A 13108-nucleotide genomic window follows, 5' to 3' on the forward strand; every position below is an offset into this window, starting at 1 on the left:
CTAGGCATCTTCGCGCCACACCTCTTCTGTCCACAACGTGGACAGAGTGAGGAGCGTGGCGCGTTGATCTTTTTCAGCGATACGCTTGCGCCATTGGCGGCGTACCCACCGGTCGTGGGACGTGATGACGACGGTGCCTTCGAAGTCCAACAACGCTTCCTCGAGCTCTTCAGCAAGGGCGAGGGAGAGGTGGTTCGTGGGCTCGTCGAGAAGCAGCAGATCCGGCGGCGAGGACAAGATCAACCCCAAAGACACGCGGCGACGTTGACCGAGGGAAAGATCCTGCAGCGGTTGTTCTGCCTGCTCCTGCGTCATCAGGCCCATCTCGACGATCTCCGGGAGCATGTCCAGCGCCGTTACTGAGAGATCCGTCCAGGTGTCATCTTGCTCGAGGCGCGCCACCGTCATCTCTTCAGGCATGTGCAATTCGCCGGAATAGTCGGTGAGTTCACCGTCCAGAATTTTCAGGAGTGTGGATTTGCCAGCGCCATTCGGACCCTCCACGAGGAGTTGCTGGCCGGGCTGCACCTTGATGGTCAGCGGTGCTAACCGATCTTCAACCGCGAGATCCTTCGCCACCACAGCCGGCACGCCGAGGGAGGTAGCCGGGTGTTTCGGCAGGCCTTGGAAGTGCAGCCGCTTTGGAGGGGCGGGAATCTCACGGCGCTCGAGTGCTTCGAGGCGGTTCTCCGCGGACTTGCGGCGGCCACCGATGGTCTTGGCAGCGCGGTCGGCATAGAACTTGGCTGCCTTGCGTGTTTCGGTTTTGTTCTCAAAGGAGTGGAACACGTCCTCGTCGGTGATAGCAGCGGCCTTCTCCAGCCGGGCGCGTTCGTGTTCTTGCGCGGCATAGTCGGTGGCCCAGCGGTTTCGTCGGGCTTCACGAGCAACCAGGTAATCAGAGAAGGATCCGGAGAAGCGAGCACCCTGGCGGGTTTCTTCACCGAATCCGCCCTCCGCACCCAAACCAGGATCGAGGTCAACCAGCCCGTCGCAGGCGCTATCCAAGAAGAAGCGGTCGTGGGATGCGGCCAACACAGGCCCCTTGAAAGCGCGCAATTCCTCGATGAGGAAGTCCACCGCTTCATCGTCGAGGTGGTTCGTGGGCTCGTCTAACACCATCGCATCCACCGGGCGCAGCAGCAGTGCTGCGAGTGCGAAACGGCGGCGCTGGCCACCGGACATTTCGCCCAGGGGAGTGCCCAACTCAACGTTCGCCAGACCAAGACCAGCCAACACAGCAGCAATGCGGGCATCGAGTTCCCACACTCCGGAATTCTCCGCGCGAGCCAAGGCTGCATCGAACTGGTCAGAGTACTTGTCTGGATCTTCCGCCATCAGTCCCGACAGTTCGGTGATAGCGCGTTCGACGCCGCGGAGTTCGTGCACGGATTCGTCGATAAGCGATTGCGCAGGAGCACTGAACGGCAGTGACGTTTCTTGGGCAATGAACCCGGTCAACTCGGGGGTGATGATCGTGCCGGCGGTTGGCTTCAGATCACCGCTGATGAGTGACAACAACGTGGACTTGCCGGCGCCGTTCTCCCCGATGAGACCCGTCACTGATCCGGCAGGAACCGCAAAGGAGACGTCGGTGAGGACGCGGTGTCCATCCGGATAGCTAAAGGAAACTCCGTCTAAACCAATGTGGGTGTGCCGCATGTGAGATCACTTCTTGTACGTCGTTGCAGTGGTCATGTCTTGGACCACCTTGAAATCAGGGTTTGGGCCAGCATAAACAGTGCGGGTGGTGGCAGCGTTTTCGCCGGCGATGGGGAGAAGTTTGGTCAGATTCACCGTGATCGTGCCTTGTGATGTGGTGGACCATTCTTCAGCAGTCAGGTTATCCTCACCATCCAGCTCCAGGGTTTTCTTCGCCGGCTCCTCGTTGACTTCCACGTCCAACACCGCTGTGTCTCCGTCGCGGGAGGTCAACGTGTAGGTGGTGGTGCGGCGCATGTTTGTCTCACCCAGCGTCCGCGTTTCCACCGTCCACTGAGCGCCTACGCCCACCGGTTCCACGGGGAATACTGGGTTGGTGGAAATGATCTGCAGCAGCGCGCGCTCAATGACGGCGCGCCCCTCATCGGAACTGCCTTCTGGCGGCAATAGCTTGATGTCCTCAATCTGTCCCTGCACATCGGTGGTCCAGCGCATGCGGAAACCTTCAGCGGTCAGCGCCTCGGTACCGGTGTCCAGGTTGGAATGCTTCGGCTCACCCACCGTGAACTCAGCAACGTTGCCGTCAACCACAGAAACAGACAGGGGCAGGGTTACCTGCTCCACATCGCCGCCAGCGGGGGCATCCACGCTCACCTTGTCCGTTGCCACGGCACCTTGGTGTGCGGCGTAGGACACAGTGATCTCGGATTCTTGTGGGGAGAAGGAATAGACGAGCTGTTCCTTGGGTCCCTCACCTGCTGAGATGAGGGACACTTCGGGGCTGTCCACGGCAAAAGCCGGGATCTCCTCGATCGGATCCGTGCTGGAACAACCCGCGACAGTCAGGGCACTGGCCACAAGAAGAGTGGCGGTGATTCTACGCAAACTCACTCCTTGAACCTACCGCCGACTAGAGTTAGGGGCCAATGACCTCCCTCACTCATAAGCGCACGTATCTGGCCCTCATCATGGTCGCCGTGGGAATCATCGATCAGATTCTCAAACAGATCATGGTGTCTTCGCTGACACCAGGGGAACCTTTTTACCTGATCGGGGACTGGTTCCGGCTTCTTCTTGTGTTCAATCCGGGTGCGGCCTTCTCCCTCGGCAGTAATTCCACGTGGCTGTTCACCACTATTCAGCTCGTGTTTGTGGTGGGCGCGCTCATCGCGGCGCCACGCTTGAAAACACGATGGGAACTCGTCGGCCTTGCCCTCATCGCTGGTGGTGCGTTGGGGAACCTGATCGACCGTCTCTTCCGGGACCCAAGTTTTTGGTTTGGGCATGTGGTGGATTACATCTCCATTGGCTCTTTCGCGGTGTTCAACTTTGCGGATATGGCCATTAACGTGGGCGTTGTTGTATTCATCATCGCGCTGTTTTTCACGGGGGAGAAATGAGCAAGTACAGGTCGCTCGTCGTGCCGGAAGGCATTGACGGCATGCGCGTTGATGCCGCTGTGGCCAAAGCATTCGGCGTCTCGCGCACAGTCGCGGCCGAGCTCGATGTGCTTATCGACGGCTCCTTGGCCACCAAATCCACCCGCCTTGCCACCGGCCAAACCTTGGAAGTGACCCTACCGGAGCCGAAGGCACCCCCGATGCCGAAGGAAGAGTTGGTCGAGGGGCTGACCATTTTGTATGAGGACGCGGATGTCATCGTCGTCGATAAGCCAGTCGGCGTTGCTGCGCACCCAACCTTGGGGTGGGAAGGGCCGACTGTGGTGGGCGGGCTGTATGCGATAGGGTTTCAACTGCCCGATGCGGGCCCACCTGAACGCAAAGGCATTGTGCAGCGCCTGGATGTGGGCACGTCCGGCGTGATGGTGGTGGCCAATTCCATTCCGGGATATTCGGTGCTCAAGCGCGCGTTCAAGGAACGCACCGTGGATAAGACCTATCACGCGGTGGTGCAGGGCCTTCCAGATCCGATCGTGGGCACGATTGATGCCCCGATTGGCCGCCACCCCTCCTCCGGGTGGAAGTTCGCCGTGACGTCGGACGGACGCCATTCAGTGACACACTATGAGGTGCTGGAGGCTTTCCGCGAGGCGAGCCTGCTGGAAATTCAGCTGGAGACTGGCCGCACGCACCAGATTCGCGTGCACATGTCATCGGTGGGGCACCCGTGCGTGGGGGACCCGATGTATGGTTCCGACCCGAAACTTGGCGCACGCCTTGGTTTGAACCGTCAGTGGTTGCACGCCACCAAACTGGGATTCATGCATCCCGGTAAAGGCACATGGATGGAGGTTGAGTCCCCTTATCCAGCGGACCTTCAACATGCGGTGGATGTGCTCCGCGGGTGAAACAGGTAATCGCTGCCCTCGGCTGCCTAGCTTGTCTCGCTGGTATCTATCTACTGGGGCTGAACACCGGAATAGACCCGCACCCCATGGGGGACCAGCTGGGCCCTGATAACGGTGAGTCTGCGAGGGAGTATGAACAGCGTGCCCAGGCATCGCTTGAGGAAGCCGATGAGCCCGCTTTTGCTTTGATCACCTTTGCTTCGCCCCTCGATCCGGCTGATGCAGCTGACCTGCTGGAGGATGTGCGCCGCGTTAACCAGATCATCGTTGCTGATAAGGCGCCGATCTCCGTGGGGGAGATGCCGGACCGGACTCAGGTTTTCGGTTCCGAGCCACTCATCGCCGTCGTGGTGTGGGAAGGCGGGAACACTTTGCGTTCGCTTGTGACCGACCCCCGCATCGCCACCATCGACGTACTTCCACCCGATGCTGCGTGGGGCACTTTTGGTGTGCGTACTCCTTCGAACGTTTAGACGTAAAGATATTTAAAAATGTTGTTTTAGCCCTTGCGTATCGAACGCCCGTTCCTGTATGATTGTGTCTAGGAAACAATAAGGAGAAGGGGGTGAGATCGTGTCAGCTTCTGACAAGCGAAAGCGATTGGAACAGATCATAGGAGACGGGGAGGACTCCCGGCCGGAGCAGGAAGAGGCATTCTTTGCCACCGAGTGTCCGGACAGTCAAATTGCGGAATACGCATTGCTGTTGCGGCAGTGTCAGTTCGGCATCTTCGGGCTGTATGCCGAGGATGGTCAGGACTTTGCCGGCTCGAGTGATGACATTCATGTGGAGATAGCCAAGTTGAGTGCAGTCACGGGGATGGGCAAAAAGGCGGTGGAGAACGCCATGTGTGCCTACATGCGCCTCCAGGAACTGCCGATGCTGCGGGATCTTCAAAGGAGAACTCAACGGCTGGATCTGTCCCGCTTGATCACCATTGATAATCAGTTGGCGCGATTGGGTAATGACATCACCGATGAGATGCTGGCGGCGTTTGATGAGCTTTTGGCGGGGCTTTTTAGCCCAACGTCGGCAAACCAGCAGTTGCCTACGCCATGGATGATTAAAAACAGGATGAAGAAGCTCCTGGCATCGTTCGATCCGAATATTGATTACTGCTCAAAGAAGAAGAAAGAACGCGAGCAGAAGGAGGGGGCCGTGCCACCGGGGCACTGCAATGTCTCATTCAGTGCTGAGAACGAAGAGGTTGGCAATGCACGTATGAACGTCGTCGGAGATTCCGCAACGATGGCCTCTGTTCGCGCATTCGTGGAAGAAACTGCGCGCGAACACAAACTCAGCTTGGCTGATGCAACCCTGAAGCTACTGACGGGGGAGATTGCTCCTCCTGCTAAGGCTGTGATTTACGGCTACGCGCCCAAAGGCACCGATGGATCGATCGATCGCTCTGCCTCGGTTTACATTCCCCGCTTTGGCTGGACCACCGCACCAAGCACCGCGATGTTCCACTTCATGGCGGATGCGGACAGCACGGTCGTGGACTTGGACAGTGAGAAACTGGACCGTGCAGTGGCGGGATACGTGGTGCCGGAAGACATCAAGGCGAAGGTTCGGTGGCGTGACGGCACGTGCGTGTGGCCGGGCTGTCACGTTCCGGCGGAAAACTGCCAGATGGAACACCGAATCCCTTACGGTGAGGGCGGGCAGACGGAAATAGATAATTTGTACTGCCTGTGTCAGCACCATCACAACATAAAAACCGATAAACGTGCGTACTACCTGCCAGATCCCGTGACGGGAGAGGTGATCTGGCTCCTGCCGGATGGGACCTACATGAAGTCGGAGCCAGAAGGGTTCATCCAAGAGCAAGTCTTGGCAGAAAAACCTCGGTGGAAGACAACATTGCGTGGTCTTCTTGCGCTGCGGCGGAATTCCGCACGGTTCTTTGCCTTGGCTCACACGATCATGGATAAGTACGAATCGGGTGGGAGTTATGACGAGTGTGTGAGCGCACTGGAAGAAATCGAAGCGAAGTACGACATGTCCTTCCCCTTCCACCCAACGCCAACACCGCCCGCGCCGGACCCAGACTTTGAGGCACCGCAAGACCCCATGGATGATCGGCCCACGGTCCAAGACCTCAGCATGGAGCGACGAATGAGTCTTCCATCTTAAGTTTGGTGGCGTGTAAAGTCTCTTCAGTAAGTTTGTTCACACCCCCTGAAGTGGAGAATCATTTTGTCATCTCAACGCACCATGTGGGCACGTCGAGCTGGGTTGTCCCTGGCTATGGCTTCGTCTCTGTTCTTGGCCACCGCTTGTGGTGCGGGGGACATGGACGCAAAGGAGGGTGTCTCTGCTGGCGATTACTCAGTGGCCACACACGAAGCCGTAGTGAACAGCATCGTCGTCGATGGCACCGTCGAGCCGGTACGCACAGCGGCGATTTCCAGCACCCTGTCAGTTCCGGTGGGGACCGTACATGTGCAGGTCGGGGACCGCGTGAAGCAGGGACAACTGCTGGTGACCATGGATACTTCCTCCATTGAACGCCAGCTGAATGCCTCCGGTGAACCAATCGCGATGACGGCTGCTGTCGGTCAGGTCCAACGTGCGGTTCAGGATGCCGGCCAAGCCATCCATGACAGCATTAGCTCCATCTTCCCGCAGGGAGCTCCACTACCACCGCCGCCGGCACCGGCACCTGCACCAGGGCCAAGCCGGGAGGAGATTGAACAAGCTCTCGTGGAAGCACATGAGCAGGGCCGTATAGAAGGCCAGAACGAGGCTCAGGCTGCTATTGAAGAGCAGTTGGCTGCGCAGCAAGGTATGCCTCCTGGCATGGGGGAAAACATGAGCTCCCTTGAATACCAGATGGAAGAGCGTGAGATCTACGCACCGATGGATGGTGTTGTGACCAAGATCGAGGCGCAGGAGGGCGCTCCGGCGGGTGGAGCTTTGCTGACTATTGCGGACGCTTCACGCCTGCTGATTAAGTCGAACGTGCGTGAGACTGACGTGGCACGGGTGAAAGAAGGCAATCGGGTGGAGTTCACCACTCCGGTGACCGGCGATAAGAAGTTCGAGGGGCGCGTACGCAAAATTGCGCCGATGGCTGAGGGGGAAGATCCGGCGGCGCGTGCGATGCAGCAGGGGCAGGGGAAATCGAAGAACTCTGGAATTTTGTTCCCGGTAGAGATTGAGGTCACCGGTGACATGAATGATTTGCGCCTGGGAGGATCAGCACGCGCTGAGATCATCACGGATGAAACTCGGGATGGCCTGAGCATTCCACGCGATGCGGTCTATGACGATGGCAAGGTGCTGGTGTTGGTACCTAGCGACGATGCGACGGCGACCGTCGAGGAACGCACGGTGAAAACCGGAGTGAAGAATGACACGGACATCGCGGTGACGGGCGGTGATTTGAAGGAAGGCGACATCGTTGTTGCCTGGCCCGATGACTACAAGGACAAGGTGGGCGAGACAGTTCAGATCGCCGATGAGAACTTCGGCCAGGGCAAGCAAGACAAGCAGGACAAGAAGGACTAAACAGTGAGCAGTTCTGTTCACGGCGCCCCGCCAGAGTTGGTCGAGATTGATCCTGACCAGTTGGTGTACATGCGCGGAATCGTCAAAACCTATAACCAGGGCAAAGACACTGAGCTGACGGTGCTGCACGGGATCGATTTTGATACCAAGCATGGTGAGTTCGTATCCATCGTTGGCCCTTCGGGCTGTGGTAAGTCGACGTTGATGAACCTGATTGGGATGTTGGATAAGCCCACTCATGGTGGCTACGCATTCAATGGTGAGGATGTCTTCATCAAAAACGACAATGAGCTGGCATCGTACCGCTCCCAGAACATCGGGTTCATCTTCCAGAACTTCAACTTGGTTGGACGCATTAACGCGTTGCAGAATGTGGCGATGCCGATGATGTACGCGGGCGTCGGCAAGCAAGAACGCGAGGAGCGCGCGGCTGAGCTTTTAGAGATGGTCGGGATGGGGGACCGGCTAACGCACGCGCCGAATGAGCTTTCTGGTGGCCAGAAACAGCGTGTTGCGATTGCGCGCAGTCTTGCGAATGATCCGGATTTGTTGCTGGCGGACGAGCCCACAGGTGCGTTGGATTCGAAGACGGGCCGCATGGTGATGGATCTGTTCCACCAGCTCAATGAGGAATATGGCAAGGCAATCGTGTTCATTACTCACAACCCGGAGCTTGCGCAGGAGACGCAGCGGATTGTGGAGATGAAGGACGGTCGGATCGTCGATGCGCATGCGGGAGGTGGGCGCTAGATGGAATTGCGTGAATCAATCAACCTCGCCGCGGGGAGCCTGCGCACAAACAAAATGCGCTCGGTGCTGACGCTCCTGGGCATCATCATCGGCATCATGGCCGTGATCATCATCATGACCTTGGGCCGTGGCCTGCAGAACCAGGTTCTCAGTGGCCTGGAAGATATTGGTGCGTCGCAGCACATTGTGCTGATCACGGAGAAGCCTGAGGAGTCCGAACAAGAAGAAGATACGTTCTCCTTTGGCTTCAACATGCCGGTTACGGATGAGCAAGACATGGTCTCTTTGGAACAACTCCAGGAGATTAAGGATCATTTTGGGCCACGTATCGAGGGCGTGGATATCCAGGAAACGCTCTCCGCAGACTCGGTTTACGGTGACAAAACAGCATCAGTTGACGTGATGCCGGTGTTGGCGGATTCGATGAAGGTCCGCAATGTCGAGATTTCTTACGGGCGCGGTATTACAGAGCAGGACATTGCCACTCAGCGCCCAGTTGCGGTTGTTTCGCAGGAGCTTGTCGACGCATTCTTTGACGGCGATGCCGCATCCGCCATCGGCGAACGCATTGATGTGAGCACTGATTCCACGAGCGTATTCACCATTATTGGTGTCGCCGAGGGCGAACAGCAGAACGCGGATGACTTCGGCCAGGAGACCGCATACGGGCAGATGTATATCCCCGTCAGCGTGACTGACCGGGTGGGCGAAAAGATTGAGAATGTCTTCAACTTTGTTGTGATGACGCGGGGTGATGAGGACCCAGCAGCGTTCCGTGAGGAACTCCAGGCATATCTTGACAGCTGGTACGAGCATAACGATGAGGCTCAAGTTGAAGTCATTGATATGCAGGCGTCGCTGGAGGCCTTCACCAGCATCTTCGGGATTATCAGTACGGTACTCGCTGCCATCGCAGGTATCTCCCTGCTCGTCGGCGGTATCGGTGTGATGAACATTATGTTGATCACGGTGACGGAGCGCACCCGTGAGATCGGTGTGCGTAAGGCGCTCGGTGCAACGCAGCGAGATATCCGGACACAGTTCATCGTTGAGGCTGTCATGGTTGGCTTGCTGGGCGGTGTCATCGGCGTGGTGCTCGGTGGAGGCTTGGGCATTTTCGCTAGTGGCTTCATCGGGATGATCGACGGTGAGTCTTATGGCCCGGTGGCTTTCCCGCCGATCGGCGCAGTGTTGTTCGCGCTGTTGTTCTCGATGGCGATTGGCGTGTTCTTCGGTGCGTACCCGGCGAATAAGGCAGCAAAGATGCAGCCCATTGACGCGCTGAGGTACGAGTAGACAAGCGGGCTAGACTAGGCAGCTATGGCCAAGAATTCCTCCTTCGTCCACCTGCACAACCACACCGAGTTTTCCATGCTCGACGGCATGGCAAAGGTGGATCTGTTGGCGGAGGAAGTGGACCGTCAGGGAATGCCTGCCGTGGGCATGACGGACCACGGCAACATGTTTGGATCCAATGCCTTCTACCGCCGCATGACGGAAGCGGGCATCAAGCCGATCATCGGTATTGAGGCCTACATGGCCCCGGAATCCCGCTTCAACAAGAAACGTGTTCTGTGGGGCACCCCTGACCAGAAGAGCGACGATGTGTCCGCTTCCGGTGCGTACTTGCACCAGACGATGTTGGCGGAGAACGCAGACGGTTTGCGTAATCTGTTCCGCTTGAGTTCCCTCGCCTCGTATGAGGGCCAGCTGGGTAAGTGGCCGCGCATGGATGCGGAGCTGATCGCGGAGCATGCAGAAGGCATCATTGCCACGACGGGTTGTCCCTCGGGTGATGTGCAGACGCGTTTGCGTCTCGGGCAGTATGACGAGGCGCTTGAGGCAGCCGCGATGTGGCAGGACATCTACGGTAAGGACAATTACTTCCTTGAGTTGATGGATCATGGTCTGCACATTGAGCGTCGCGTGCGCGATGATCTGCTACGCATCGGTCAGGCACTGGATTTGCCGCCACTAGTGACCAATGACTGCCACTACGTCCTTGAATCCCAAGCACCAGCCCACGAGGCAATGCTGTGTGTCCAGACCGGCAAGACGCTGTTGGACCCAGACCGCTTCAAGTTTGATGGCACCGGCTACTACATCAAGTCGGCGCAGGAGATGCGTGAGATCTGGGATGACATGGTCCCAGACGGCTGCGACAACACGTTGTGGATTGCGGAACGCGTGGGGGACTACGGCGAACTGTGGGAAGAACACCCGCATGACCGTATGCCGCTGGCAACCGTGCCGGAGGGGGAGACCCCGACGACATGGCTGCGGAAGGAAGTGCATCGTGGGCTGCAAGAGCGCTTCGAAGGTGCGACTGTGCCGGAGGAGTACTACAAGCGTGCGGACTATGAGATCGATGTCATTGACATGAAGGGCTATCCGTCCTACTTCCTCATCGTTGCGGAGCTGATTAAGCATGCGCGTTCCGTTGGAATTCGCGTTGGTCCGGGTCGTGGCTCGGCGGCAGGTTCCTTGGTTGCGTACGCGCTGACCATCACGAACATTGACCCGATTGAGCACGGGTTGCTCTTCGAGCGATTCTTGAACCCGGAGCGTCCTTCCGCACCGGATATTGATATTGACTTTGATGATCGGCGCCGCGGCGAAATGATCACTTATGCGGCGGAGAACTGGGGCGAGGACAAGATTGCCCAGGTGATCACCTTCGGCACAGTGAAGACCAAGCAGGCGATTAAGGACGCGGCGAAGGTGAACTTCGGCCAGCCAGGTTTCCAAATGGCGGACCGGATTAACGCTGCTCTGCCACCGGCGATCATGGCGAAGGATATTCCGCTGGCCGGCATCATGGATCCGGAGCATGAGCGTTACTCAGAAGCCGCCGAGGTCCGTTCGATGATTGAGACGGATCCTGATGTCGCCAAGATTTATGAGACTGCGCGAGGCCTGGAGGGCGTGGTCAGGCAAGCAGGCGTGCACGCGTGTGCGGTGATTATGGCGTCAGTGCCACTCATGGACCACATTCCAATGTGGAAACGTCCCGCTGATGGCGCGTTGATCACTGGTTGGGATTACCCGGCATGTGAGGCCATTGGTCTGCTGAAGATGGACTTCTTGGGTCTGCGTAACCTGACGGTGTTGGGTGATGCGATTGAGAACATCCAGAAAAACCGCGGTGAACATATTCATTTGGACACGCTGGAAACCGATGATGAGGCGGTCTATGAGCTGCTCTCACGCGGTGACACCTTGGGTGTGTTCCAGCTGGACTCCGGTGGTATGCAAGAGCTGCTGAAGCGCATGAAGCCGACGGGCTTTAACGATATTGTCGCGTCCTTGGCTCTGTATCGTCCGGGCCCGATGGGAGTGAATGCGCACTGGGACTATGCGGACCGTAAGAATGGGCGTAAGCCGATCACCCCGATTCACCCAGAGCTGGAAGAACCACTGCGGGAGATCCTAGATGAAACGTATGGTCTGATCGTTTACCAAGAGCAGATCATGAACATCTCCCAGAAGGTGGCTAACTACACCGCTGGTGAAGCAGATGGCTTCCGTAAGGCAATGGGTAAGAAGAAGCCTGAGGTGCTGGCTAAGGAGTATGAGAAGTTCTCCGAAGGCATGTTCAGCAACGGCTATTCCAAGGCCGCGGTGGACGCACTGTGGGGAACGATTGAGCCCTTCGCGTCCTACGCGTTCAACAAATCGCACGCTGCAGGCTATGCGCTCGTGTCCTACTGGACGGCCTACCTGAAGGCGAATTATGCGGCGGAGTATATGGCGGCCCTGCTGACGTCGGTGGGCGATAAGAAGGACAAGTCCGCGATCTACCTTGCGGATTGTCGCCACCTTGGCATTTCCGTGCTGCCACCGGATATTAATGCGTCGGAGGAGAACTTCCTCGCTGTGGACAAGGACATCCGTTATGGGTTGGCCGCTGTCCGCAACGTGGGTGTGGAAGTTGTGGAATCGATCCGGGAGACCCGCCGAACAAAAGGCGATTTCACGTCGTTTTCTGATTACCTGGACAAGATTGATCTGCTGCCGTGCAATAAGCGCATCACGGAATCCCTGATTAAGGCTGGCGCGTTTGACTCACTCGGGCATGCGCGCAAGGGCCTCATGCTCGTCTCTGACGATGCGGTGGATTCCGTTCTGACCACCAAGAAGGCCGCGGATAAGGGGCAGTTTGATCTATTCGCCTCGCTTGGCGACGCAGAGGCGTCCTCCGCATTCTCCATCGAGGTCCCTGAAGATGAGTGGGAGAAGAAGCACAAGCTCGCACTCGAACGTGAAATGCTCGGACTTTATGTGTCCGGGCACCCGCTCGACGGTTTCGAAGAAGCGATTGAAGCGCAGACGGACACACCGTTGCCGAAGATCCTCGAAGGTGGCATGCGTCACGGCGATGAGGTGACCATCGGTGGGATTATTTCAGCGGTGGACCGGAGATTCTCCAAGAAGGATGGCTCCCCATGGGCGATTGTCACGCTGGAGGACCACAACGGCGCGCAGGTGGAGGTGCTGTTGTTCAATAAGGTGTACGCGCTCGTTGCCCCGCAGATCGTGGAGGACAACATCATCCTGGTCAAAGCGCATGTTTCCATCCGTGATGAGCGCATGAGTCTCTTCGGCGATGACGTGAAGGTGCCGGAGCTGGGGCCAGGCAATGGTGCTGGTCTGCCACTGCGCCTGACGTTGCGCACGGAACAGTGCACGATGGACAACATCCAGAAATTAAAACAGGTTCTGACAAACAATCCGGGTGATTCGGATGTTTACCTGAACCTGGTGAATGGGGACCACTCCCAACTGATGATTCTGGGGGATCACCTCAGGGTGGAGCGGTCCGGCAGCCTCATGGGCGACCTGAAGGCCGCGATGGGCGCTGGGGTGTTGGGCTAA

Annotated in this window: 10 protein-coding genes; 8 read left to right on the plus strand and 2 right to left on the minus strand. The window is 57.7% G+C overall.

Annotated elements, in window-relative coordinates; genetic code table 11:
- Both QP968_RS01305 and QP968_RS01310 read right to left on the minus strand, forming a co-directional pair.
- Positions 1 to 1662 (minus strand): ABC-F family ATP-binding cassette domain-containing protein, encoded by a 1662-nt coding sequence (locus tag QP968_RS01305; RefSeq protein ID WP_284854538.1) that lies wholly within the window; start codon positions 1660 to 1662, stop codon positions 1 to 3.
- 6 nt (positions 1663 to 1668) lie between these two features.
- Complete coding sequence (locus tag QP968_RS01310) at positions 1669 to 2553, minus strand: DUF6263 family protein (RefSeq protein ID WP_284854539.1); 885 nt, start codon at positions 2551 to 2553, stop codon at positions 1669 to 1671.
- Positions 2554 to 2588: 35 nt separating this feature from the next.
- Between QP968_RS01310 and lspA the strand changes: the two genes are divergently transcribed.
- From lspA to dnaE, 8 genes are all read left to right on the plus strand, one after another.
- Positions 2589 to 3062 (plus strand): signal peptidase II, encoded by a 474-nt coding sequence (gene lspA / locus QP968_RS01315; RefSeq protein WP_284854540.1) that lies wholly within the window; start codon positions 2589 to 2591, stop codon positions 3060 to 3062.
- Positions 3059 to 3970: an RluA family pseudouridine synthase gene (locus tag QP968_RS01320; RefSeq protein ID WP_284854541.1), complete on the plus strand. Its 912-nt coding sequence runs from the start codon at positions 3059 to 3061 to the stop codon at positions 3968 to 3970. The genes lspA and QP968_RS01320 overlap by 4 nt, the downstream gene beginning before the upstream one ends.
- Before the next feature lie 86 nt (positions 3971 to 4056).
- Positions 4057 to 4443 carry a hypothetical protein gene (locus tag QP968_RS01325; RefSeq protein WP_284854543.1) on the plus strand — a complete coding sequence of 129 codons (387 nt, stop codon included), beginning with the start codon at positions 4057 to 4059 and terminating at the stop codon, positions 4441 to 4443.
- A 100-nt stretch (positions 4444 to 4543) separates the two neighbouring features.
- Complete coding sequence (locus tag QP968_RS01330) at positions 4544 to 6106, plus strand: HNH endonuclease signature motif containing protein (RefSeq protein ID WP_284854544.1); 1563 nt, start codon at positions 4544 to 4546, stop codon at positions 6104 to 6106.
- Positions 6107 to 6220: 114 nt separating this feature from the next.
- Positions 6221 to 7483: an efflux RND transporter periplasmic adaptor subunit gene (locus QP968_RS01335; protein WP_284854546.1), complete on the plus strand. Its 1263-nt coding sequence runs from the start codon at positions 6221 to 6223 to the stop codon at positions 7481 to 7483.
- A gap of 69 nt (positions 7484 to 7552) precedes the next feature.
- Complete coding sequence (locus QP968_RS01340) at positions 7553 to 8233, plus strand: ABC transporter ATP-binding protein (RefSeq protein ID WP_284854828.1); 681 nt, start codon at positions 7553 to 7555, stop codon at positions 8231 to 8233.
- A complete protein-coding gene (locus tag QP968_RS01345) occupies positions 8234 to 9529 on the plus strand; it encodes an ABC transporter permease (protein WP_284854547.1) in 1296 nt (431 codons plus the stop codon). It begins immediately after the preceding gene.
- Between the two features lie 24 nt (positions 9530 to 9553).
- Positions 9554 to 13108 (plus strand): DNA polymerase III subunit alpha, encoded by a 3555-nt coding sequence (gene dnaE / locus QP968_RS01350; protein ID WP_284854549.1) that lies wholly within the window; start codon positions 9554 to 9556, stop codon positions 13106 to 13108.

Source organism: Corynebacterium sp. MSK041, assembly GCF_030232265.1.
GTDB lineage: Bacteria > Actinomycetota > Actinomycetes > Mycobacteriales > Mycobacteriaceae > Corynebacterium.

Bases quoted from the DNA above. Each gene is read 5' to 3' on its own strand.
- QP968_RS01305 (WP_284854538.1), bottom strand. From the start codon at position 1,662: ATGCGGCACACCCACATTGGTTTAGACGGAGTTTCCTTTAGCTATCCG.
- lspA (WP_284854540.1), top strand. From the start codon at position 2,589: ATGACCTCCCTCACTCATAAGCGCACGTATCTGGCCCTCATCATGGTC.
- QP968_RS01320 (WP_284854541.1), top strand. From the start codon at position 3,059: ATGAGCAAGTACAGGTCGCTCGTCGTGCCGGAAGGCATTGACGGCATG.
- QP968_RS01325 (WP_284854543.1), top strand. From the start codon at position 4,057: ATGGGGGACCAGCTGGGCCCTGATAACGGTGAGTCTGCGAGGGAGTAT.
- QP968_RS01335 (WP_284854546.1), top strand. From the start codon at position 6,221: ATGGCTTCGTCTCTGTTCTTGGCCACCGCTTGTGGTGCGGGGGACATG.
- QP968_RS01340 (WP_284854828.1), top strand. From the start codon at position 7,553: ATGCGCGGAATCGTCAAAACCTATAACCAGGGCAAAGACACTGAGCTG.
- QP968_RS01345 (WP_284854547.1), top strand. From the start codon at position 8,234: ATGGAATTGCGTGAATCAATCAACCTCGCCGCGGGGAGCCTGCGCACA.
- dnaE (WP_284854549.1), top strand. From the start codon at position 9,554: ATGGCCAAGAATTCCTCCTTCGTCCACCTGCACAACCACACCGAGTTT.